At 72.3% G+C, this 26,435-nt stretch carries 3 protein-coding genes; 1 reads left to right on the top strand and 2 read right to left on the bottom strand.

Features of this window, described 5'->3' with window-relative positions; genetic code table 11:
* Window positions 1-104 precede the first annotated feature (104 nt).
* Entirely contained in the window at window positions 105-23,906 is a 23,802-nt protein-coding gene (locus AC27L3_RS06865) for a non-ribosomal peptide synthase/polyketide synthase (RefSeq protein WP_487233105.1), read from the bottom strand.
* Between the two features lie 107 nt (window positions 23,907-24,013).
* Complete coding sequence (locus AC27L3_RS06860; RefSeq protein ID WP_487233104.1) at window positions 24,014-25,273, bottom strand: cytochrome P450; 1,260 nt, start codon at window positions 25,271-25,273, stop codon at window positions 24,014-24,016.
* A gap of 258 nt (window positions 25,274-25,531) precedes the next feature.
* On the opposite strand from AC27L3_RS06860, the gene AC27L3_RS06855 reads away from it, so the two are divergent.
* Window positions 25,532-26,422, top strand: coding sequence for an LLM class F420-dependent oxidoreductase (locus tag AC27L3_RS06855; RefSeq protein WP_487233103.1), 891 nt, complete (start codon window positions 25,532-25,534; stop codon window positions 26,420-26,422).
* Window positions 26,423-26,435 lie beyond the last annotated feature (13 nt).

Here is a 26,435-nt window from a genome sequence, read left to right as displayed (position 1 = left end):
CGCCCGCCGACGTACGGTACGTCGGCCGGCGATGCGGGCCCCTCGCCGTTGCCGTCCTCACCGTTGTCGTCCTCACCGTCACCCCTTGCCGTCGCTCCTCGCCATCACCTCCCCGCGCGCAGCTCCGCCTCGATCACCGAGGCGATCCGGCCGAGCATCTCCGGCTTGAGGATGCCGGCGTGGGTGGTGGCCACCCGGTGGCAGACGACCTCGCCGTCGACGTACGGGCGCCAGCTGCCGGCGTCCAGCACGGTGTCGGTCTCCTCCGTCGCCGCGAACAGCACCATGCGCGTGGCGACCCGCTCATGCCGGTAGCGCGCCGTGACGGCGATGTTGTTCTCCAGCACCCGCATGATGGTGAGGAATTCCTCCTCCTCGATGCTGCCGAGCACGGTGTTGGTGGTCCGGGCCAGCTCGGCGAACTCCTCGAAGCCCATCGGCCCGGCCGGCACCTGCTCCGTGCCGACGCCCAGCAGGTCGAGGATCCCCCGGTAGTACTCCTCGTGCGCATGCTCCTCCAGCTCGCCCTCGTCGGCGGCCGGTTTGGCGTCCAGGCAGACGATCAGGGCGACCTCCTGCCCGCGCTCGCGCAGCCGGGCGGCCATGGCGTGGGCCACCACCCCGCCGAAGGAGTGACCCAGCAGGTGGTACGGCCCCGACGGCTGCACCCGGCGCATCGCCTCGATGCAGTCGTCGGCCACCTCCTCCAGCGACCGCGGCAGGTCGTCGGGGTGCGCCAGGCCGCGGGCCTGCAGCCCGTACAGTGGGACGTCAGCGGCCAAGTGCGGCAGCAGGGCGGCATAGTTCCAGCTCATGCCGCCACCGGAGTGCAGGCAGAACAGCGGCGGCCGCTCCCCCCTCGCCCGCAGGGGCAGCAGGACGTCGAAGGCACTGGACCTCTCCCCCTCGCCGCCCAACCGCTGCGCGAGCGCGGCCACCGTCGGCGCCTCGAACAGGGCCCGCAGGGGCAGCTCGACACCCAGGACGTCACGGATGCGGCTGATCAGCCGGGTCGCCAGCAAGGAGTGCCCGCCCAGGTCGAAGAACCCGTCGTCGACCCCCACCCCCGGCACCGCCAGCACCTCCGTGAACAAACCGCACAGCACCTCCTCCTGCGGGGTGCGCGGCGGTCGCACCGGGCCGCCCCCGTAGTCCGGGGCGGGCAGGGCGCGCCGGTCGACCTTGCCGTTGGGGCTGAGGACGAGCTCGTCGAGGGCCACGACGGCCGCGGGCACCATGTACGCCGGGAGCCGGTCGCGCAGCGCCTCGCGCACGTCCGCGGTGGAGAAGGACTCCGGATGCTCGGGCACGACGTACGCCACCAGGCGGGTGTCGCCCGCCGCGTGCCGGTCCGCGACGACGACGGCCTGCACGATGCCGGGCAGGCGCCGCAAGGCGGCCTGCACCTCGCCGGGTTCGACCCGGAAGCCGCGGATCTTGACCTGGTCGTCGGCGCGCCCGAGGAACTCCAGCTGTCCCTCGGCGTTCCAGCGGACCACGTCGCCCGTGCGGTACATCCGCTCGCCCGGGCCGCCGAAGGGATGTGCGACGAAGCGCTCGGCCGTCAGTCCCGGCCGGCCCAGGTACCCGCGGGCCAGCCCGGCACCGGCTATGTACAGCTCGCCCACCACGCCCCGCGGCACCAGGCGCAGCCCGGCGTCCAGCACGAACCCGGACAGCCCGAACAGCGGCCGGCCGATCGGCACCGCAGGCGCCTCGCGCCCGGTCAGCGGCGTGCTCATGGCCGCCCCGACGGTCGACTCCGTGGGCCCGTACGCGTTGATCATGCGGCGCCCCGGGGCCCACCGGCCCACCAGGTCCGGCGGGCACGCCTCGCCCGCCACCAGCAGCACCGCCAGCCCGGCGAGGGCGCCACCGGGCCCGTACCCGTCCAAGGTGGCCAGCACCGACGGCGGCAGCGTCACGTGCGTGACCTGCAGGCGCCGCATGGTCTCCTGCAGCGCCTCGCCCGCCAGCGCGTCGGCCGGGACCGCCACCAGGCTCGCCCCGGCGGCGAAGGCCATCACCAGCTCCCACACGGACACGTCGAAGCTGGGCGAGGCGAACTGCAGGACCCTGCTCTCCGGTGTGAGGGCGAAGCCGTCGACCTGCGCCCTGGCCAGGTTGGCGATGCCGGCGTGGGTGACGGCCACCCCCTTGGGCCGGCCCGTGGAACCGGAGGTGTAGATGACGTACGCGGGGTGCGCGGGATGGACGGTCACCTCGGGTGCGGTGTCCGGGAAGCGGGAGAGATCCTCGCGCTCGGTCCATCCGTCGTCGAACACCTGGGCGGGCTCCGCGTCCTGCAGCATGAACGCGATGCGCTCGGCCGGGTAGTCCGGGTCGACGGGGACGTAGGCCGCCCCGGTCTTCAGCACGCCGAGCACGGTCGCGACCAGCCCGGGACCGCGCCGCATCAGCAGCGCCACGCGCCGCTCGGGCCCCACCCCGCGGTCGAGCAGCCAGTGCGCGATGCGGTTGGAGAGCCGGTCCAGCTCCCCGTACGCCAGGTGCCCGGCGTCCCACCGCAGCGCGACCGCGCCCGGGTCCCGGGCCACCGCCCGGGCGAAGAGCTCCGGCAGCGTCACCGCCGGCTCGTCGGACCGGTCGGCCCGCGACCACGCCAGCAACTCCTCCCGCTCCCCCGCTCCGAGGATCTCCAGCGCCCCGATCGACCGCCCGGGATCCGCGACCGCTGCCCGCAGCAGCCGGGACCACCGGTCGGCGAGGACGCGCACGGTCTGCGCGTCGTACAGGTCGGTGGCGTATTCGATCAGGCCGGTCAGCCCGGCGGGACGGCCCCCGTCGTCGAACGTCTCGGCGACGCTGAAGAACACGTCGAACTTGGCCGATCCCACCCCGATCGGCTCCGTGCGCACGCGCAGCCCCGGCAGCTCGAACCGGGCGTCGTCGCCGCTCTGCAGCACCAGCACCACCTGGAACAAGGGGTGATGAGCGGTGGACCGCTGCGGGTTGAGCTTCTCCACGAGGTACTCGAAGGGCACATCCTGGTGCATGTAGGCCGCCAGGCTCGTCTCGCGGACGCGGGAGAGGAGAGTGGAGAAGGCGGGGTCACCGGAGGTGTCGGTGCGCAGGACGAGGGTGTTGACGAAGAAGCCGACCAGATCGTCCAGGCCCTCGTCCCCCCGGCCGGCGATGGGCGAGCCCAGGGTGATGTCCTCACCCGCCCCGAGCCGGGTCAGCAGCGCGGCCAGACCGGTCTGCAGCACCATGAAGAGCGTGGTGCCGGAGGTGCGGGCCAGCTCCCGCAGCCCGGCGTGCGTGCGGGCATCGATCGTCAGCGGCGCCACGTCGCCCTGGTAGGAGGCGACGGCCGGCCGGGGCCGGTCGGTCGGCACGGTCACCTGCTCGGGGAGACCGGCGAGGTGGTCGGTCCAATAGCGGGCCTGACGGACGAAGAGGCTGTCGGGATCGCTGTCGTCGCCGAGCACTTCGTGCTGCCACAGGGTGTAGTCCGCATACTGCACGGGAAGCGGCGACCACTGCGGCGCCCCGCCTTCCAGCCGGGCCCCGTAGGCGGCCACCAGGTCACGGGCCAGCGGCCCCATCGACCAGCCGTCGCCCGCGATGTGGTGGACGACGAGCACCAGGACCGACTCCTCCGGCCCCACTGACAGCAGCCGGGCGTGCACGGGGATCTCCCGGTCGAGCGCGAAGCCGTACCGCACGGCGTCGCGCACCGCCTCCGCCACCTGCTCCTCCCGCACCCGCACGACGGGCAGCGGGAGACGGGCCTCCTGAGGGGTGAGGACGTGCTGCCGGGGGCGGCCGTCGGTGTCGGGGAAGACCGTCCGCAACGGCTCGTGGCGGGCGATCACGTCGTTGAGGGCGGCCTCCAGGGCTGCCACGTCGAGCTGCCCGGTGAGGCGCAGGGCGAGCGGCATGTTGTAGGTCGAGGAGGGGCCTTCGAACTTGTACAGGAACCACAACCGCTGCTGCGCGAACGACAAGGGGAGCACGGCGGGGCGCGGGCGGGGGGCGAGAGCGGTACGGGCGGTGTCCGACGGAGCACCCACGTGGTGGGCCAGGCCGGCCACTGTCGGTACGTCGAACAGCGTCCGCAGGGCGATGTCCGCGCCCAGCACGCTGCGGATGCGGCTGACGAGGCGGGTGGCGAGGAGGGAGTGGCCCCCGAGGTCGAAGAAGTCGTCGTCGATGCCGACCTCCGGCACGCCCAGCACGTCCGCGAAGAGCGCGCACAGGGCTTCCTCCTGCGGAGTGCGCGGTTGGCGTGTGGTGTCCGTGGTGTAGTCGGGGGCGGGCAGGGCGGCGCGGTCGAGCTTGCCGCTCGGGGTGAGCGGCAGGGCGTCCAGGACGACAACGGCCGACGGCACCATGTGTGCGGGCAGCCGGGTGCGGAGAGCGTCGCGAAGGGAGGCACGAAGGGAGGTGCGAAGGGAGGCGGTCGAGGAGAGCCGCTCGTCGGGAGCGGGGGTCGGGACGATGTAGGCGACGAGGCGGGTGTCATGGTCCTGGTACCGGCGCGCCACGACGACGGCCTGGGCGACACCGGGCTGAGCGCGCAGGACGGCTTCCACCTCGCCGGGCTCGATACGAAAACCCCGGATCTTCACCTGGTCGTCGGTCCGCCCCAGGAACTCCAGCTGCCCGTCGGTCGCCCACCGCACGAGGTCGCCGGTGCGGTACATGCGGCTCCCGGGCGCGGTGGCGTAGGGGCATGCCACGAAGCGTTCAGCGGTCAGGTCGGGACGCCCCCCGTACCCGCGGGCCAGACCAGGCCCGGCAACGTACAACTCACCGGGCACGCCGGGCGGGACGAGGCCGAGGCGCTCGTCGAGGACGAGGAGCCGCACGCCGGGGACGGGACCGCCTACCGGTGCGCGCGCTCCCGACAGCGGGCAGCTCATCGCCACCGCGACCGTGGCTTCCGTGGGGCCGTAGGCGTTGACCATGCGACGACCCGCGGACCAGGCGGATACCGCCTCGGGAGGGCACGCTTCCGCCCCGACCATCAGCGTTTCCAGCCGCGACAACCGCTCCGGGGCGCCGGCAGGCAGCGACATCAACACCGACGGCGGCAAGAACGCATGCGTGATCTCGTTGCCCGACAGTAGGAGCTCCAGCTCCTCCCCAGCCAACTGCCCACGATCCGCAGCCACTACCAACGCCGCACCCGACGACAACGCCAGCAGCATTTCGAGAACCGATGCGTCGAAACTCAGCGAGGCCGCCCGGAGCACCCGAGCACCTGGCCGGATCCCGGCCCGCTCCCGCAAACCGGTAGCCAGCCCCGCCAAGCCCTCGTGCGAAACCACGACACCCTTCGGCGCACCCGTCGAACCCGACGTATAGATCACATACGCCGGATGCTGCGGCAACAACCGCACCACAGGCCCGGAGTCGCGCTGCATCGCCAGCGCCTCGGCGAGGGCGGAGTCGTCGAGAACGACCGCGGCGTCGGCGTCGGCGAGCAGCCGGCGGATGCGTTCGGCGGGGTAGTCGGCGTCCACAGGTACGTAGGCCGCGCCCGCCTTCAGCACGCCCAGCACCGCGGCCACCTGCCCCGCACCCGCAGGCACCGACACCGCCACCACGTCCTCCGGACCGACTCCACGCTCCACCAGCCACCACGCGACCCGGTTCGCCCGGGCATCGAGCTCGGCGTACGTCCAGGTGGTGCCCCCTTCCACCACGGCAACCGCGCCGCCATCGGCCCGCACCCGTTCCTCGAACAGCGCAGGCCAGGTCTGCTGCGGCCCGGCATCTCCACCGACACCAACGCCCCAGTCGTCGAGGAGGCGCTCCCGCTCGTCCTCGCTGAGGACCGGCAGGGCGCTGATCGGTCGGCCCGGTGCGGCTGCGGCAGCTGCCAGCAGTCGTACCCAGCGCGCCGCGAGCGCCTCCACCGTCCCCCGGTCGTACAGATCCTTGGCGAACTCCACAACACCTTGAACACCGGCCGGATCGCCTGCGTTGCCGAAGGACTCGGACAGGCTCAGCGTCAGGTCGAACTGCGAGCCTCCGGCGCCCGGATCCTGGTACTGCGCACGAAGTCCGGGGAGTTCGAAGTGGACGTCGGCGTTGTTCTGCAGGGCGAGCATGATCTGGACGAGGGGGTGGTGGGCGGTGGTCCGGCGGGGGTTGAGCTTCTCGACCAGGTACTCGAAGGGCACGTCCTGGTGGCTGAAGGCCGCCAGACTCGTCTCCCGCACCTGCTCCAGCAAGTCGGTGAAGGAGGGGTCGCCGGAGGTGTCCGTACGCAGCACGAGGGTGTTGACGAAGAAGCCGACCAGATCGTCCAGCCCCTCGTCCGTACGCCCCGCGATCGGTGAACCCACGGCAATGTCGGTGCCCGCACCCAACCGCGTCAGCAACGCGGCCAAACCCGCATGCAGCACCATGAACAGCGTGGTGCCGCTGGTACGCGCCAACTCCCTCAACGCCTCGTGCGCCCGTGCGTCGAGCGAGAAGGAGAGGGTGTCGCTCTCGTACGAGGCGACGGGCGGCCGCGGATGGTCGGCCGGTACCGTCACCTGCTCGGGCAGAGCAGCGAGATGATCGGTCCAGTAGCGGGCCTGGCGGGCAAAGACGCTGTCGGGATCGCTGTCGTCACCGAGCAGTTCGTGCTGCCAGAGGGTGTAGTCCGCGTACTGCACGGGCAACGGCGACCACTGCGGCTCCTCACCCGCCACACGCGCCGCGTACGCAACGGCCAGATCGCGTCCCAGCGGTCCGGAGGACCAGCCGTCGCCCGCGATGTGGTGCACGGCCAGCACCAGCACCCATGCGTCCGTCCCGTTCCCCACGGACAGGAGACGGGCGCGGAAGGGAATCTCCCGGTCGAGAGCGAATCCGTGCCGGACGATCTCATGGATCCGGGCGCGGACGGCTTCCTCTTCGGTGACGCGCTCGACGGGCAGCCGCAGCCGCGCCTCCTGCGGGCTGAGCACGTGCTGCCGCGGGCGGCCGTCGGTGTCGGGGAAGACCGTCCGCAACGACTCGTGCCGCGCGACCACGTCGTTGAGAGCGGCCTCCAGCGCCACCACGTCCAGCCGACCGGTGAGCCGCAGGGCGAGCGGCATGTTGTACGTCGACGACGGCCCCTCGAACTTGTACAGGAACCACAACCGCTGCTGCGCGAACGACAACGGCAGCGCGTCCAGGCGCGGACGAGGAGCAAGGGCGGTACGAAGAGCGACGGCACTCCGCAGCTGTCGTACCAGCCGGGCCACGGTGGGGGCGTCGAAGAGGGTGCGCAGGGGCACTTCGGCGCCGAGGGTGGTGCGGATCCTGTTGACGAGCTTGGTGGCGAGGAGGGAGTGGCCGCCGAGGTCGAAGAAGTCGTCGTCGATCCCCACCTCCGCGAGCCCCAGCACCTCGGCGAACAGGGCGCACAGGATCTCCTCCTGCGGCGTGCGCGGCGCCCGCCGCGCGCCGGATCCGTAGTCCGGCGCGGGCAGGGCGGCACGGTCCACCTTGCCGCTGAGGGTGAGGGGTAAGGCGTCGAGGGCGACGATCGCCGACGGCACGAGGTGGGCCGGGAGCACCTCCTTGAGCGTGTGCCGCAGGTCGGTGACCAGGTCGCCGGTGCCGCGGGCACGGGCGGGGTCGCTGACGAGCGCCGGCAACGGCAGGTCGGTGACGGGCGCGTACGTCCCTGTGAACGCCCGCGCCTCGTCGGCGTACGGGACGAGCACCGCGTCGTACCGGTCGACCTCTTGAGGGTTCCAGGTGAGGAGGGCCCGGCACCCCTGCTGCACGGCCCAGCGATGAACGGCCTCCGGGTCCGGCCCTGCGCCCTCCGCCACCTCGGCCAGCAGCTCACGGATGCGCTGCACCGGCGCCCCGCCGGCCGCCGCCCGCTCGGCGGCGACCTCGCCGGTCAGGCGGGAGTTGGGGATGCCGGTGATGCGGACGGGGCCGGGGGCGGTGGCGTCGTCCAGGGAGGTGATGTCCTGACCCCAGGCGAGGGCAGGGAAAGCCGACACATCGGTTGCTGTTGCGGCTTTGTGGAGGGTGACTTCGTAGCGGTGGCGGGTGAGTTCGTTGTGGGCGGTGCCGCGCTTGAGACGAATGTCGACGGGGACGTTCCGGGTGGTGGCCCAAGTGGTGAAGAAGCCGGGATCGAGGAGGAGTTCCTTCTCGGTGACCACTGCCTGCTCGACCGCGGCACGCAGGTGACCGGTGTCGGGGGCGTGGGGGGCATGGATGGCGGTGTGGAAAGCACGGACCGAACCACGGTGGCGGACGTCACCGACCACAATCCGGCCACCGTCGGCAAGGAGCTGCCATGCCTGGTCGAGAACACGCTGCAGGTAACCATGATCCGGGAAGTACTGGACGACCGAGTTGAGCACGATCGTGTCGAAGAAACCCGCCGGCAGATCAGTGAAATCGTCGGCAGGACGGCACAACAGCCGCACGTGATCCCAACCGGCCGCCGTGATCTGCCCACTCAGCCGGTCGATGACGGCCGAGGAGAAGTCGGTGGCCCAGTAGGACTCCACCTCACCCGCCACATGCCCCAGCAGCAGGCCCGAACCCACACCGATCTCCAGCACCCGCCGCGGCTGCCACTCACAAACACGCGCCACAGCAGCATCACGCCACTCCCGCATCTCGCCCAGCGGTATCGGTTCACCCGTGTAGGAGCTGTTCCAGCCGGCGAAATCCTCGCCCAACACCTCCGAATCCGGCCGGGCATACACCGACTCGTAGATCTCCTGCCATTCGTCGACCTGCTCTCCGGCGGACGCGCTGCCGCCATCGTCCGAGCCGGACGGCACGATGTAGGCGACGAGGCGGGTGTCGTGTTCCTGGTGCCGACGCGCCACGACGACGGCCTGGGCGACGCCGGGCTGAGCGCGCAGGACGGCTTCCACCTCGCCGGGCTCGATACGAAAACCCCGGACCTTCACCTGATCGTCGGTCCGCCCCAGGAACTCCAACTGCCCGTCGGCCGCCCACCGCACCAGGTCGCCGGTGCGGTACATCCGCTCACCCGGCGCATAAGGACAGGCCACGAACCGCTCGGCAGTCAGATCGGTACGCCCCCCGTAACCCCGCGCCAGAGCAGCTCCGGCAACGTACAACTCGCCCGGAACGCCGGACGGAACCAGCTTCAACCGCTCGTCGAGCACCAGCAGCCGCACTCCGGGCACGGGGCCGCCTATCGGCGCGCGCGCTCCCGACAACGGGCGGCTCATCGCCACTGCCACGGTGGCCTCTGTCGGACCGTACGCATTCACCATGCGACGCCCCTTCGACCAAGCGGCGACCACTTCCGGCGGACATGCCTCCGCCCCGACCATCAGCGTTTCCAGCCGCGACAACCGCTCCGACGCGCCGGCAGGCAGCGACATCAACACCGACGGCGGCAGAAACGCATGCGTGACCCCACCGCCCGACAGCAGGAACTCCAGCTCCTCCCCCGCCAGCTGCCCACGATCCGTAGCCACCACCAACGCCGCGCCCGACGACAACGCCAGCAGCATCTCCAACACCGACGCATCAAAGCTCAGCGACGCAGCCCGCAACACCCGGGCGCCGGGACGCACCCCCGACCGCTCCCGCAAACCGGCAGCCAGCCCCGCCAAGCCCTCATGCGAGACCACCACGCCCTTCGGCACCCCCGTCGAACCCGACGTGTAGATCACATACGCCGGATGCTGCGGCAACAACCGCACCACAGGCCCCGAACCGCACTCCCTCCCCAACGCCTCAGCCAAAGCAGAAGCATCAAGAACGACCCGAGCCCCCGCGTCATCCAGCACCTGCCGAATACGTTCCGCCGGATACTCCACATCCACCGGCAGATACGCCGCCCCCGCCTTCAACACACCCAGCACCGCCGCCACCTGCCCGGCACCCGCAGGCACCGACACCGCCACCACATCCTCCGGACCGACCCCACGCTCCACCAACCACCACGCAACGCGATCGACCCGGGCGGCCAACTCCCCGTACGACCAGGTGGTGTCCCCCTCCACCACCGCAACCGCATCCGCATCGGCCCGCACCCGCTCCTCGAAGAGCACCGGCCAGCTGCGCGACTCCGATTCCTCGCCAACGCCCCACTCACCGAGCAGACGCTCCCGCTCGTCCTCGGCAAGGATCGGCAACTCGCCGATCGCCCGCCCCGGCTCCGCCGCGGCTTCCGCCAGCAGGCGCACCCACCGGGCCGCGAACGCCTCCACCGTCCCGCGCTCGTACAGGTCGGTGGCGAACTCCACGAAGCCCGTGACACCGGCCGGGCGGCCGGCGTCGTCGAAGGTCTCGGAGACGCTCAGCGTCAGGTCGAACTTCGCCGTGCCGGTGCCGAGGGGTTCGGTGCCGACCTGCAGGTCCGGCAGGTCGAAGCGGCCTTCTTCGTTGTTCTGCAGCACCAGCGCCACCTGGAACAGCGGATGCCGACCCGCCGACCGCTGCGGATTGAGACGCTCCACCAAGTACTCGAACGGCACCTCCTGATGTGCGAAGGCCGCCAGACTCGACTCCCGCACCCGCTCCAACAGCTCACCGAACGACGGATCTCCCGCGGTGTCCGTCCGCAGCACCACCGTGTTCACGAAGAATCCGACGAGATCGTCGAGGGCCTCGTCCGTGCGTCCGGCCACACCACTGCCGACCGCGATGTCGGTGCCCGCGCCCAGGCGGGTCAGCAACGCGGCCAGCCCCGCGTGCAGCACCATGAACAGCGTGGTGCCCGAAGAACGCGCCAGCTGCCGCAGGGCGTCGTGCGTCTGCGGCCCGAGGTCGACGCGGATCGCGTCGCCTGCGTACGAGGCCACGGCGGGCCGGGGCCGGTCGGCGGGGACGGTCACTTCGTCCGGCAGGCCGGCCAGCCGTTCCTGCCAGTACCGGAACTGCTGCCCGAACGGACTCCCCGGATCCGACTCCTCGCCCAGCACTTCCCGCTGCCACATCGTGTAGTCCGCGTACTGCACCGGCAACGCCGACCACTGCGGCTCGGCGCTCCCCGCCCGCCGTGCCGCGTACGCCGCCACCACGTCCCGCGCCAGCGGCCCCATGGACCAGCCGTCACCCGCAATGTGGTGAATGACGAGCACCAGCACCGACTCCTGCGGCCCCGGCACGAGCAGCCGTGCCCGCACCGGCATCTCGTGCTCCAAGCGGAAGCCGAGGCGCGCGGTCTCCTCCACCGCCTGCCGGACCCGGTGTTCGGCGACCGGCTCGACCGGCAGGTCGAGCCGTGCCTGCTGCGGGGCGAGGACGTGCTGGTACGGGTGACCGTCGCGTTCGGGGAACAGGGTGCGCAGGGGCTCGTGGCGGGCGATCACGTCGTTGAGGGCGGCTTCCAGCGCCGCCACGTCCAGCTGCCCGACAAGCCGAAGGGCGAGCGGCATGTTGTAGGTCGCCGAGGGGCCTTCGAGCCGGTGCAGGAACCACAGCCGCTGCTGCGCGTACGACAGCGGCAGCCGCTCCGGCCGCGGCCGCGGGGTGAGCGCGGCGCGTACGTCGCCGGTGGTGAGGTGGCGGGCGAGCCGGGCGACGGAGGGTGCGTCGAAGAGGGTGCGCAGGGGCACTTCGGCGCCCAGGGCGCGGCGGATGCGGCTGACGAGCCGGGTCGCCAGCAGGGAGTGCCCGCCCAGGTCGAAGAAGTCGTCGTCGATCCCCACCTCCGCCAGGCCCAGCACCTCGGCGAACAGCGCGCACAGGATCTCCTCCTGCGGCGTGCGCGGCGCCCGCCGCGCACCCGGCCCGTAGTCCGGCGCGGGCAGCGCGGTCCGGTCCACCTTGCCGTTCGGGCTCAGCGGGAAGGCGTCCAGCACCACGATCGCCGACGGCACCATGTACCCGGGCAGCCGCTCGCGCAGCGCCTCGCGCACCGCCGCCTCCGAGAACCGGGCTCCGTCCTCCGGTACGACATACGCGACCAGCCGCCTGTCGTCGTCCTGATGGTCGCGGGCGACGACGAGGGCTTGGCGGACTTGCGGCGTGCGGCGCAGTTGGGCCTCGATCTCGCCGGGTTCGACGCGGAAGCCGCGCACCTTGACCTGGTCGTCGGCCCGGCCCAGGTACTCCAGCTGCCCGTCGGTGTTCCAGCGGACGACGTCGCCGGTGCGGTACATGCGCGCGCCCGGCGCGGTGGCGTACGGGTCGGCGATGAACCGTTCGGAGGTGAGCCCGGGGCGGCCGAGGTAGCCGCGGGCCAGGCCGGGTCCGGCCACGTACAGCTCGCCGGGCACGCCCGGCGGGACGGGCCGTAACCGGTCGTCGAGGACGTGGACGCGGGTGCCGGTCACCGGGCGGCCGATGGGTGCGCCGGCTCCGGTGAGCGGGCCGCTGGTGGTGGCGTAGACCGTGGTCTCGGTGGGGCCGTAGGCGTTGACCATCCGGCGGCCGGGCGCCCAGCGCCGGACGAGTTCGGGCGGGCATGCCTCGCCCGCGACGACGACGCAGGCGAGGTCGGGCAGGGCGTCCTCGGTACCGGGCGGCAGGGTCTGCAGGACGGAGGGCGGGATGAACAGGTGGCTGATGCGCCGGTCGGCGAGGACGCGGGCGAGTTCGTCCCCCGCGAGCCGGTCGGTGCCGGGCAGGACGAGGGTCGCGCCGGCGGTGAAGCCCATCAGCAGTTCCATCACCGACACGTCGAAGCTGGGCGAGGTGAGCTGCAGGATGCGGCTGTCCGGTGCGACGGCGAAGCGGTCCAGGGTGGCGGCGAGCGCGGGCAGGCCCGCGTGGGTGACGATGACGCCCTTGGGGTGCCCGGTGGAGCCGGAGGTGTAGATGACGTACGCGGGGTGACCGTCGTCGATCAGGCCGGCGTCGATCAGGCCGGCGTCGAGCGGGTCGGTGTCCGGTTGGTCGCGCAGTTCGGCGACGACGGCCGGGGCGTCGAGGAGGACGACCTCGGTGGGCAGGCCGGCCGGGAGGCGCTCGGCGATCCCGCGGGTGGTGAGGAGCACGGCCGGTGCGGCGTCGGCGAGCATGGTGGCGATGCGCTCGGCCGGATAGTCCGGGTCGACGGGCAGATGGGCCGCGCCGGCCTTGAGGATGCCGAGGACGGCCGTGACGTGGAGCGCGGTGCGGGGTGCGGCGAGGGCCACGATCTGTTCGGTTGCGCTGCTCGTTGCGGTGCCCGGGCGCCGGCGCAGGAGCCACTGGGCGATCCGGTTGGAGCGGGCGTCGAGTTCGGCGTAGGTGAGGGAGCCCGCGGCGTCGGTCAGCGCGGTGGCGTCGGGGGTGGCACGGACCTGCCGTTCGAGCAGTGCCGGGAGGGGCAGGGGTGCAGCGGGGTCGTCGTTGGTGCCCCAGTGGGTGAGCAGGAGTTCGTGTTCCGCGGCCGTGAGCACGGGCAGCGCGCCGACGGGTTCGTCCGGCGCGGCTGCCGCCGCGTCGAGGAGGCGGGCCCACCGGGCGGCCAGGGCCTCGACGGTGGCGGGTGCGTACAGGTCGGTGGCGTAGTCGATGGTGCCGGTGAGCCCGGTGGGGTTGCCGTCGGCGTCGAAGGTCTCGGCCAGGTTGACGGTCAGGTCGAACTGGGAACCGCCGGGGCCGGGGTGTTCGAGGCGGGTGTGGAGCCCGGGGAGTTCGAAGTGGACGTCGGCGTTGTTCTGCAGGGCGAGCATGATCTGGACGAGGGGGTGGTGGGCGGTGGTGCGACGGGGGTTGAGCTTCTCGACCAGGTACTCGAAGGGCACGTCCTGATGAGTGAAGGCCGCCAGGCTCGTCTCGCGCACCTGCTCCAGCAGGTCGGTGAAGCTCGGGTCGCCGGAGGTGTCCGTACGCAGCACGAGGGTGTTGACGAAGAAGCCGACCAGATCGTCCAGCCCCTCGTCCGTACGCCCCGCGATCGGTGAACCCACGGCGATGTCGGTGCCCGCACCCAACCGCGTCAGCAACGCGGCCAGACCCGCATGCAGCACCATGAACAGCGTGGTGCCGCTGGTACGCGCGAACTCCCTCAGTGCCGCGTGCGTCCGCGCGTCCCAGGTGAACCGGAATTCCGCCCCCCGGTAGGAGGCGACGGGCGGCCGGGGATGGTCGGACGGGACGGTCACCAGTTCGGGCAGAGCAGCGAGGTGGTCGGTCCAGTAGCGGGCCTGGCGGGCAAAGACGCTGTCGGGATCGCTGTCATCGCCGAGCAGTTCGTGCTGCCAGAGGGTGTAGTCCGCATACTGCACGGGCAACGGTGACCACTGCGGCGCATCGCCCGCCACACGCGCCGCATACGCAACGGCCAGATCGCGTGCCAGCGGTCCCATCGACCAGCCGTCGCCCGCGATGTGGTGCAGGACGAGGACGAGCACGGCAACGCCGGGAGCGGGGGCGAGCAGCCGGGCGTGGACGGGCATCTCCCGGTCGAGCGCGAAGTGATGGCGGGCGACCTCGTCCATGCGGGCCGCGAGCTCCTGCTCCGGGACGTCCTCGACGGGCAGCCGCAGCCGCGCCTCCTGCGGGCTGAGCACGTGCTGCCGCGGACGGCCGTCGGTGTCGGGGAAGACCGTCCGCAACGGCTCGTGCCGCCTGATCACGTCGTTGAGAGCGGCCTCCAGCGCCGCCACGTCCAGCCGACCGGTGAGCCGCAGGGCGAGCGGCATGTTGTACGTCGAGGACGGCCCCTCGAACTTGTACAGGAACCACAACCGCTGCTGCGCGAACGACAACGGCAGCGCGTCCGGGCGCGGACGAGGAGCAAGGGCGGTACGGGCGGTGTCCGACCCGCCGCCGACGTGCCGGGCCAGGCCGGCCACCGTCGGTACGTCGAACAGCGTCCGCAGGGCCACATCCGCGCCCAGCACGCTGCGGATGCGACTGACGAGGCGAGTGGCGAGGAGGGAGTGCCCGCCCAGGTCGAAGAAGTCGTCGTCGATCCCCACCTCCGCCAGACCCAGCACCTCGGCGAACAGGGCGCACAGGATCTCCTCCTGCGGCGTGCGCGGCGCCCGCCGCGCGCCCGAGCCGTAGTCCGGCGCGGGCAGGGCTGCGCGGTCCACCTTGCCGCTGGGGGTGAGGGGGAAGGCGTCCAGCACCACGATCGCCGACGGCACCATGTAGCCGGGCAGCCGCTCGCGCAGCGCCTCGCGCACCGCCGCCTGCGAGAACCGGGCTGCGTCCTCCGGTACGAGGTAGGCGATCAGGCGGTTGTCGCCGTCCTGGTGCTCGTGGGCGGTGACCAGGGCCTGGACGACGCCGGGCGCGCGGCGCAGTGCGGCCTCGATCTCGCCGGGTTCTACGCGGAAGCCGCGCACCTTGACCTGGTCGTCGGACCGGCCCAGGTACTCCAGCCGGCCGTGGGCGTTCCAGCGGACGAGGTCGCCGGTTCGGTACATGCGCTCGCCCGGGGCATGGGGGCACGCGAGGAACCGTTCGGCGGTCAGGTCGGGGCGGCCGAGGTAGCCGCGGGCCAGGCCGGGTCCGGCCACGTACAGCTCGCCGGGCACGCCCGGCGGCAGCAGGTCGAGCCGGTCGTCCAGGACGTACGCGGACAGGCCGGGCAGCGGGCGCCCGATGGGCACCGGCGCGGTGTCGTGGCCGGTGAGGACGTGCATCGCGGCGCCGACCGTGGATTCCGTCGGCCCGTAGGCGTTGATCATCCGGCGGCCGGGGGCCCAGCGCGCGGCCAGGTCGGGCGGGCATGCCTCACCCGCCACCGCGAGGGTGCGCAGGCCGGGCAGGACGCCGGTCCCGTCCCCGGCGGCGGCATGGCCCGCGGCCCGGTCGGCGAGCTCCAGGGTGGCCAGGACGGAGGGCGGCAGCGTCGCGTTCGTCACCCGCTGCCGGCGGATCGCCTCGGCGAGTTCGGGGCCGGCCAGCCCGGTGCGCTCGGGCAGCACGAGGGTGGCGCCGCCGGAGAAGGTGGTGACGAGTTCGGAGACCATCGCGTCGAAGCTGGACGGGGAGAACTGCAGCACGCGGTCCCCCGTTCCCAGCCCGAACGCCTGTCGCTTGGCGGCGGCCAGCCCGGCGATGCCCAGGTGGGTGACCTCGACGCCCTTCGGCCGGCCGGTGGAACCGGAGGTGTAGATGACGTACGCGGCCTGCGCCGGGTCGACGACGACGCCGGGATCGGTGGCGGGGAAGCGGCCGAGGTCCTCCTGCGCCCAGGCGTCGTCGAGCACGACGGAGGGAGCGCAGTCGCCGAGCATGTGCGCCCGGCGCTCGGCCGGGTAGTCGGGGTCGACCGGTACGTAGGCGGCGCCGGTCTTGAGCACGCCGAGGAGGGCGGCGACCAGCGCGGGTCCGCGTCGCATCAGCAGGGCCACGCGGTGCCCGGGGCCGATACCCCGCTGAAGGAGGCAGTGGGCGATGCGGTTCGACCAGCGGTCCAGACCGGCGTACGGGATCTCGCGGTCGCCGGCGACGAGCGCGACCGCGTCCGGGGTGCTGCGGACGGCCCGGCCGAACAGCTGCGGCAGGGTGAGGGGCGACGGCGTCCCCGTCCTTCCGGCGGTGCCCGGCCCGCCCGACCACTCCCTCAGCCGGGCGCGTTCGGCGCGGGAGAGGATGTCCAGCGCCCCGACGGGAAGCCCGGGCTGCCGGGCAGCGGCGGCGAGCAGCCGGACGAAGCGCTCGCCGAATGCCTCGACGGTGGCCGGTTCGTACAGGTCGGTGGCGTACTCGACGAACCCGCTCACCCCCGCCGGGCCGCCGTCCTCGTCGAAGGTCTCGCCGATGTTGACGAGCAGGTCGAACTGCAGACCGCTCTGACCGGGGTTCTCCAGCCGCGCCCGCAACCCAGGAAGGTCGAAACGGACGTCGTCGGTGTTCTGAAGAGTGAGCATGACTTGGACGAGGGGGTGGTGGGCGGTGGTGCGCTGCGGGTTGAGCTTCTCCACGAGGTACTCGAAGGGCACGTCCTGGTGGGTGAAGGCGGCGAGACTCGTCTCCCTGACCTGCTGCAGAAGGTCGGTGAAGGTGGGGTCGCCGGAGGTGTCGGTGCGCAGCACGAGGGTGTTGACGAAGAAGCCGACGAGATCGTCGAGCTGCTCGTCCGTGCGCCCGGCGATCGGTGAGCCGACGGTGATGTCGGTGCCCGCGCCCAGCCGGGTCAGAAGGGCGGCCAGACCGGCGTGCAGCACCATGAAGAGGGTGGTGTCGGTGGCCCGGGCGAGTTCCTTCAGGGCGGCGTGGGTGCGGGCGTCGAGGGCGAAGGGCAGCATGGCGCTGTCGTACGAGGCGACGGGCGGCCGCGGCCGGTCGGCGGGGACGGTCACCAGCTCGGGGAGAGCGGCGAGATGATCGGTCCAGTAGCGGGCCTGGCGGGCGAAGACGCTGTCGGGATCGCTGTCGTCGCCCAGCAATTCGTGCTGCCAGAGCGTGTAGTCCGCGTACTGCACGGGCAACGGCGCCCACTGCGGCGCCCCGCCCTGGAGCCGGGCCGTGTACGCGGTGGCGAGATCCTCCGCCAGCGGGGTCATCGACCAGCCGTCACTGGCGATGTGGTGGACGACGAGCACCAGCACCCAGGCGGCCGGCCCGGCGCCGAGCAGCGTGGCCCGTACGGGCAGGTCCCGGTCGAGCGCGAAGGTGTGGTGGGCCAGCTCGCGGATGCGTGCGTCCAGGCGGGCGCCGGACGCCCCGACGTCCTCGACGGGCAGGGGCGGGTGAGCCTCGTCCGGCGGCAGGACGCGCTGGTGCGGCCTGCCGTCGACGTCCGGGTACAGGGTGCGCAACGGCTCGTGCCGGGCCACGACGTCGTCGAGGGCGGCGGCGAGGGCGGCGATGTCGAGGTTCCCGCTCAGCCGGAGGGCGAGCGGGATGTTGTACATCGCCGACGGCCCTTCCAGCTGGTGCAGGAACCACAGCCGCTGCTGCGCGAACGACAAGGGCAGGACGGCGGGCCGCGGACGTGCGACGGGCGCCGTACGGGCCGCCCCGCCGGTGCGCAGCTCCCGGGCCAGACGCGCCACGGTGGGGGCGTCGAAGAGGGTGCGCAGAGGAACCTCGGCACCGAGGGCGGAACGGATCCTGTTGATGAGCTTGGTGGCGAGGAGGGAGTGGCCGCCGAGGTCGAAGAAGTCGTCGTCGATCCCCACCTCGGGCACGCCCAGCACGCCCGCGAAGAGGGTGCACAGGATCTCCTCCTGCGGGGTACGCGGAGCACGCCGCGGGCCCGGGGTCGCCACGGCGTGGGCCGGGTCCGGCAGGGCCGACTTGTCGACCTTGCCGCTGGGGGCGAGGGGCAGCGCGTCGAGGGCGACGATTGCCGACGGTACGAGATGGGCGGGAAGCCGGGAGGAGAGCGCGGCCCGCAGCGTGGTCACCAGCTCGCCGGCGGAACGGGCCCGGGCGGGAGAGTTGGCATAGGCCGCGAGCGGCCGGTCGGTGGGCGACGGGACGTGGGTACCGGTGAGGGTGGTGGGGGCATCGCCGGGCAGGAGCACCAGGTCGACTGCGTCCACTCGCTGCGGGTTCCAGGTGACGGCTGCCCGGAGGCCGCGCTCCTCGGCCCAGCGCACCAGCGCCTCGGGATCGACGCCGTCCTGCCGGCTGCCCTCCGCCAGGCGGCGCTGCAGGGCGGGTATGGGCAGGCCGGCTGCCAACGCTTCGGCGGCGGCGACCTCGCCGGTCAGGCGGGGGTTGGGGATGCCGGTGATGCGGACGGGGCCGGGGGCGGTGGCGTCGGCCAGGGAGGTGATGTCCTGACCCCAGGCGAGGGCAGGGAAAGCCGACACGTCGGTTGCTGTTGCGGCTTTGTGGAGGGTGACTTCGTAGCGGTGGCGGGTGAGTTCGTTGTGGGCGGTGCCGCGCTTGAGGCGAATGTCGACGGGGATGTTCCGGGTGGTGGCCCAGGTGGTGAAGAAGCCGGGGTCGAGGAGGAGTTCCTTCTCGGTGACCACTGCCTGCTCGACCGCGGCACGCAGGTGACCGGTGTCGGGGGCGTGGGGGGCATGGATGGCGGTGTGGAAAGCACGGACCGAACCACGGTGGCGGACGTCACCGACCAGGATCCGGCCACCGTCGGCAAGGAGCTGCCATGCCTGGTCGAGAACACGCTGCAGGTAACCGTGGTCGGGGAAGTACTGGACGACCGAGTTGAGCACGATCGTGTCGAAGAAACCCGCCGGAAGGCCGGTGAAATCGTCGGCAGGACGGCACAACAACTGCACGTGATCCCAACCGGCTGCGGCGATCTGCGCGCTCAGCCGGTCGATGACGGCCGAGGAGAAGTCGGTGGCCCAGTAGGACTCCACCTCACCCGCCACATGCCCCAGCAGCAGGCCGGACCCGACTCCGATTTCGAGCACCCGCCGCGGCTGCCGCTCACGGATGCGGGCGACGGCAGCATCGCGCCATTCCCGCATCTCGCCCAGCGGTATCGGTTCACCGGTGTAGGAGCTGTTCCAGCCGGCGAAATCCTCGCCCAGCACCTCCGAATCCGGCCGGGCATACACCGACTCGTAGATCTCCTGCCACTCCCCCACCTGCTCGGCAGCGGGTTCGGCGGTGGGGACGACGTAGGCGACGAGGCGGGTGTCGTGGTCCTGGTACCGGTGCGCCACGACGACGGCCTGGGCGACGCCGGGCTGGGCGCGCAGGACGGCTTCCACCTCGCCGGGCTCGATACGGAAACCCCGGATCTTCACCTGATCGTCGGTCCGCCCCAGGAACTCCAGCTGCCCGTCGGCCGCCCACCGCACGAGGTCGCCGGTGCGGTACATCCGCTCGCCCGAGGCATAGGGGCATGCCACGAAGCGTTCAGCGGTCAGGTCGGGACGCCCCCCGTACCCGCGGGCGAGGCCGGGCCCGGCAACGTACAACTCACCGGGCACGCCGGGCGGGACAAGGCCGAGGCGCTCGTCGAGGACGAGGAGCCGCACGCCGGGGACGGGACCGCCTACCGGTGCTCGGGTGCCGGACAGCGGGCGGCTCATCGCCACGGCCACGGTGGCTTCCGTGGGGCCGTAGGCGTTGACCATGCGACGACCCGCGGACCAGGCGGCTACGGCCTCAGGAGGGCATGCTTCCGCCCCGACCATCAGCGTTTCCAGCCGCGACAACCGCTCCGACGCGCCCGCAGGCAGCGACATCAACACCGACGGCGGCAAGAACGCATGCGTGATCTCGTTGTCGGACAGCAGCGACTCCAGCTCCTCCCCAGCCAACTGCCCACGATCCGCAGCCACCACCAACGCCGCACCCGACGACAACGCCAGCAGCATTTCGAGAACCGACGCATCGAAACTCAGCGAGGCCGCCCGGAGCACCCGAGCACCCGGCCGGATCCCGGCCCGCTCCCGCAAACCGGCAGCCAGCCCCGCCAAACCCTCGTGCGAAACCACGACACCCTTCGGCGCGCCCGTCGAACCCGACGTATAGATCACATACGCCGGATGCTGCGGCAACAACCGCACCACAGGCCCCGAACCGCACTCCCTCCCCAACGCCTCAGCCAAAGCAGAAGCATCAAGAACCACCCGAGCCCCCGCGTCATCCAGCACCTGCCGGATACGTTCCGCCGGATACTCCACATCCACCGGCAGATACGCCGCCCCCGCCTTCAGCACGCCCAGCACCGCGGCCACCTGCCCGGCACCCGCAGGCACCGACACCGCCACCACATCCTCCGGACCGACCCCACGCTCCACCAACCACCACGCCACACGATTCGCCCGCGCATCGAGCTCGGCGTACGTCCACGTGGTGCCCCCGTCCACCACAGCAACCGCGCCGCCATCGGCCCGCACCCGCTCCTCGAACAACCCCGGCCACGTCTGCTGCGGCCCGGCATCTCCACCAACACCAACGCCCCACTCACCGAGCAGACGCTCCCGCTCGTTCTCGGCAAGGATCGGCAACTCGCCGATCGCCCGCCCCGGCTCCGCCGCGGCTTCCGCCAGCAGGCGCGTCCACCGGGCCGTGAACGCCTCCGCCGTCGCCCGCTCGTACAGGTCCGTCGAGAACTCCACGTACCCTTCGAGGCCCGCCGGGGTGCCCGCGTCGTCGAAGGTCTCCGAGAGGCTCAGCGTCAGGTCGAACTTCGCCGTGCCGGTGCCGATTTCCTCCGTGTGCACCTGCAGGTCCGGCAGGTCGAAGCGGCCCTGCTCGTTGTTCTGCAGCACCAGCGCCACCTGGAACAGCGGATGCCGACCCGCCGACCGCTGCGGATTGAGGCGCTCCACCAAGTACTCGAACGGCACCTCCTGATGCGCCAACGCCGCCAGAGTCGACTCCCGCACCCGCTCCAACAGCTCACCGAACGACGGATCTCCCGCGGTGTCCGTCCGCAGCACCACCGTGTTCACGAACAGCCCGACGAGATCGTCGAGGCGTTCGTCGGTGCGTCCCGCCACCGGGGAACCGACCGCGATGTCGGTGCCCGCGCCCAGCCGGGTCAGCAGCGCGGCCAGCCCCGCGTGCAGCACCATGAACAGCGTCGTGCCCGAGGCCCTGGCCAGTGCCTGCAGGTCCGCGTGGGTGGTGGCGTCCAGGGACAAGTGGAGCCGGTCGCCGGCCCAGCTTGCCTCTTCCGGGCGGGGATGGTCGGACGGCAGGGTGATGGTCTCGGGCAGGCCGGCCAGCCGTTCCTCCCAGTACCGGAACTGCTGCCCCAGCAGACTCCCCGGATCCGACTCCTCGCCCAGTACTTCGCGCTGCCACATCGTGTAATCCGCGTACTGCACCGGCAACGCCGACCACTGCGGCTCGGCACTGCCCGCCCGCCGCGCCCCGTACGCCGCCACCACGTCCCGCGCCAGCGGCCCCGAGGACCAGCCGTCACCCGCGATGTGGTGAATGACCAGCAGCAGCACCGACTCCTGCGGCCCCACGGTCAGCAGCCAGGCGCGCAGGGGAATGCCGGTGGCCGGATCGAAAGGGTGGCGGGCGGCGCTGTGCAGCGCCTCCTCGAGTTCGTCCTCCGGCAGGGTGCGGTGGCGCAGCTCCACCGTGGCCTGTTCCGGCGGCAGGATGTGCTGGTGGACGCCGTTGGCGGTCTCCGTGAACAGGGTGCGCAGAGGCTCGTGGCGGGCGACGACGTCGTTGAGGGCGGCCTCCAGGGCGGCCGTGTCGAGGTCGCCTTTCAGCCATAGCGCGAGGGGCATGTTGTAGGTCGCCGAGGGGCCTTCGAGGCGGTGCAGGAACCACAACCGCTGCTGCGCGTACGACAGCGGCAGCCGCTCCGGCCGCGGCCGTACGGTCAGCGGGGGTCGGCCGGCACGCGGCGTGGTGTCGAGCAGTGCGGCCAGGCCGGCCACCGTGGGCGTCTCGAAGAGGGTGCGCAGGGGCAGGTCGGTGTCGAAGGTGCTGCGGATGCGGCCGACGAGCCGGGTGGCGAGGAGGGAGTGGCCGCCGAGGTCGAAGAAGTTGTCGTCGGTCCCCACCTCCGCCAGCCCCAGCACGTCCGCGAAGAGGGCGCACAGCGTCTCCTCGCGCGGGGTGCGGGGCCGGGCGGCTGCGGAAAGGGCGCCCGGGGCGCGGGAGTCGGGGTCGGGCAGGGCCGTGCGGTCGATCTTGCCGTGGGCGGTGAGCGGGAGGGCGGGCAGGACGACGACCGCGGCGGGGACGAGGTGGTCGGGCAGCAGGGCCCGGAGCTGCTCGCGGAGGGCGCCAGGGGTGAGGGTGGCGTCGGGTTGGGGGACGGCGTAGCCGATCAGGCGCAGGTCCCCGCCGTCGGTGTCGGCGGGGCGGGTGGTGACGGCGGCCCGGGCCACGCCGGGGAGGCGGGCGAGGGCGGCCTCCAGCTCGCCGGGCTCGGTGCGGATGCCGCGGATGCGCACCTGGTCGTCGGTGCGGCCGAGGAAGACGATCCGGCCGTCGTCGGTCAGGCGGCCGAGGTCGCCGGTGCGGTACATGCGGGTGCCGTCGGCCCGGAAGGGGTCGGCGACGAAGCGCTCGGCGGTCAGGTCGTGGTGGCCGGGGTAGCCGCGGGCCACGCCGGGGCCGGCGACGTAGAGTTCGCCGGCCCGGCCGGCGGTGACGGGGCGCAGGGCGCCGTCCAGGACGTACACGCGGGCGTCGGCGACGGGCGTGCCGATGGGGACCGGGCCGTCGTCGGGGCGCAGGGGGGTGCTGAGGGTGGTGGCGACCGAGCATTCGGTGGCGCCGTAGCCGTTGATGAGCCGTACCCGTTCCGCCCATCGTGCGACGAGGTCGGGCGGGCAGGTTTCGCCGCCGGTGTTGACGGTGGTGAGGTCGGGCAGCCGGTCGGGGGCGTCGGGGGGCAGGGTGGCCAGGACGGGGACGGGCAGGGTGACGTGGGTGATGCGGTGGCGGGCGAGGGCGTCGGCGAGGTCGGTGCCGAGGAGGCCCTCGTCGTGTTCGTCGTGCGGGACGACGAGGGTGCCGCCGGTGGCGAAGGCGGTGAGCAGTTCCCAGACGGCGACGTCGAAGGTGGCGGGGGCGAACTGCAGGACGCGCGCGGGAGGGTGGGCGGTGTAGTGGCGCACGATGGTGGTGACCAGGCTCGCGAGGCCGGTGTGGGGGACGCCGACGGGCTTGGGGCGGCCGGTGGAGCCGGAGGTGTACATCAGGTACGCGAGGTTGCGGTGCTGCAGCGGTGAGCGGCGGTCCTCGTCGCGGGGGGCGGTACGGGCGCCGGTCACTTCGGGGTCGTCGACGTGGACGGCGGGGGTGCCGGGCGGCACCTGCAGCGGTGCCGTCGAGTGGGTGAGGACGAGGGCGGGTGCGGCGTCGTCGAGGAGGTGGGCGAGGCGTTCGGCGGGTTGCCGCGGGTCCAGGGGGAGGTAGGCGGCGCCGGCCTTCAGGATGCCGAGGAGCGCCGCGGTGTGGGTGGTGCCGCGGGGCAGGGCGAGGCCGACGACGTCCTCCGGGCCGGTGCCGCGGGCGATGAGCCAGTGGGCGATGCGGTTGGCGTGTGCGTCGAGTTCGGCGTACGTCCACGTCGTGGGCCCGTCGGTGAGGGCCGGCGCGTCGGGCGTGACGGCGGCCTGGGCCTCGAAGACCTCGGGGAGGGTCAGCGGGGGGTGGGCTGCGGCCGGCGCGTCGGCATGGCTCATGAAGAATTCACTCCCCTGGTGGGAAACACATGACGTGGAACGCGTGGATGTGGAATGCGTGGGCGTGGGACGGGAAATGCGGGGCGGCGCCCGGGAAGGCGGACCGGTCAGGCCCGTCGTACGGCGACCGGGAACTCCTTGAGTCCGGCAATGCTCGGATTCCGGTAATAGCGCAGCGGGGCGTCGGTGCGTTCGATGAAGGGGAATAGCCGCAGGAGCGCGGTGAGGGCGGTGGCGATCTCCAGGCGGGCCAGGGGTGCGCCGAGGCAGTAGTGAATTCCCTGGCCGAATCCGAGGTGCTGGTTGGGTGTGCGGTGGATGTCGAAGCGTTCGGGGTCGGCGAACCGGCGTTCGTCGTGGTTGGCGGAGAGCAGGGAGAGGGAGACGAACTGGCGGGCGGGAATGGTGACTCCGCCCAGCGTGGTCTCGCGGGTGGTCAGGCGCAGGCTGGTGACGACGGCGGGGCGGTGGCGGACGGCTTCCTCGACGGCGGCGGGGACGAGGGCCGGGTCGGCGCGCACCTCGGCGAGTGCGGTGGGGTGTTCCAGCAGGGACTGCACCAGGCTGCCGAGGGAGCAGGCGGTGGTGACATGGCCGCCGATGAGGAGGAGTTTGCCGAGGTTGACGACTTCGTCCTCGGTGAGGGTGCGGCCCTCCACCTCCGCGGTGGCGAGGCGGCCGAAGAGGTCGTCGCGGGGGTGCGCGCGACGCCTGCGGTAGTGCTCGCGCAGGTAGGCGATCAGTTCGGCGCCGGCGGCGTCGATGGCCTTGACGAGGTCCTCGCCCTGCAGGTCGCCGGCCTCGAAGGAGAGCAGGCCGTCGGCCCAGCCGCGGAAGAGCGCATGGTCCTGCGGCGGGAGGCCGATGAGGGCGGCGATGACGGTGACGGCCAAGGGGTCGGCGAGGTCGCGGGCGAGGTCGAACGCGTCGCGGTCGGCGACGGCGTCGAGGAGGTCGGTGACGGTGCGCTCGATGCCGAGGGCCAGGGCGGCGACGGTGCGGGCGGTGAAGGCCTTGCCGATGAGGGTGCGCAGCAGGCGGTGGCGGGGCGGGTCCGTCTCCGTGAGCCGGCCCTGACTCCAGGCGTCGCCCTTGCCCCATTCCTCGGGGTAGGCGCGCCACAGTTCGGCGGAGTAGGTGCTCCAGTCGGAGGCGGCGGCGACGACGTCCTCGTACCGCAGGACGGACCAGGCGCCGGTGGCGGGGTCCTGGTGGACGGGGTGCCGGTCGCGCAGGGTGCGCAGCCGGGCGAGCAGGGAGGTGCCGCCGTCCAGTGCGTAGGACGGCAGGGGTTCCATGGAGATTCCGACATTGCCGGTGTTGCCGGTGTTGCCGGTGTTGCCGGTGTTTCCGTGATCAGGTTGCACGAGGGTCCCCTCTGCACATGACGACGGGCCATCCGTGACGGTCCGGGTCGCCGGCAGCGCGTTTTTTCGCGGTGGGCGGTGGAACCGGCCGTGGGCATGCGGAATCGAGCCTCGATCAGACGTCGCCGGGTGTCAAGTCCCGTACAAGTCCCGTACAAGTCCCGTACTCACGACGCCTCCGCAAGCGAAATGGAGGCGGAATTTTTCCTTGAATGCCGGGGCAGTCACGGCTCTGCTTCGGTGCTAACGTCCGGTGCCATGACCGCTTTCGAGAACCGTTCATTCCGATTCGGTGTCGCCCTGGTCTCCCCCGCTGCGCGGGGCGAATGGGCCGCGAAAGCACGCAAGGCCGAGGACCTCGGCTTCGACGTCGTGGCGGTGCCCGATCACCTGGGCGCGCCGGCTCCCTTTCCCGCCCTGGTGGCGGCGGCCGAGGCGACGCGGCACGTGCGCGTGGCCTCGTTCGTCCTCAACGCCGCCTTCCACAACCCGGCGCTGCTCGCCCGCGAGGTGGCCACGACGGATCTGCTGACCGACGGCCGGCTGGAGATCGGTCTGTCGGCCGGGGCGATCCGGGAGGGTACGGTCCCGGGCCGGGTGCCGTTCCCGCCGGCGCGGGAGCGGGTGGATCAGCTGGAGGGCACCGTACGGGAGTTGCGCCGGCTGTTCGCCGACCCGGAGTTCGGCCCGCGTCCGGTGCAGCAGGGCGGTCCGCCGCTGCTGGTGGCGGGCAACGGGGACCGGGTGCTGCGGCTGGCGGCGCAGCACGCGGACGTCATCGGTTTCACCGGCATCGTGCAGCGGCGCCAGGGCAATCCGCAGTTGGCGAGCCCGGAGGAGCTGGCGGCGCGGGTGGACTTCGTCCGCGGGCACCTGGGTGAGCGGGCGGCGAGGGTGGAATTGAACCTGCTGGTGCAGCAGGTGGTGCTGACCGGGGACCGGCGGGCGGCGGCCGAGGAGTGGTCGCGGCATCCGCTGGCGCACTTCAGCCCGGAACAGTTGCTGGCGTCGCCGAGCTGGCTGCTGGGGACGGCGGAGGAGATCGCCGGGCAGTTGGTGGAGCACCGCAAGCGGTTCGGGTTCAGCTACATCGTGGTGCTGGAGCCGTGGATGGAGGCGTTCGCCTCGGTGATCGAGCGGCTCCGGTAGGGGCCGGGAGCGG

The organism is Streptomyces sp. PKA51 (assembly GCF_057552455.1).
The sequence above is the reverse complement of the archived record's forward strand: the minus strand, read 5'-3'. Positions and strand labels throughout refer to the sequence as shown.

Excerpts from the sequence above, each read along its gene's own strand:
- AC27L3_RS06855 (WP_487233103.1), top strand. The coding sequence starts at position 25,532 with ATGACCGCTTTCGAGAACCGTTCATTCCGATTCGGTGTCGCCCTGGTC.
- AC27L3_RS06865 (WP_487233105.1), bottom strand. The coding sequence starts at position 23,906 with ATGAGCCATGCCGACGCGCCGGCCGCAGCCCACCCCCCGCTGACCCTC.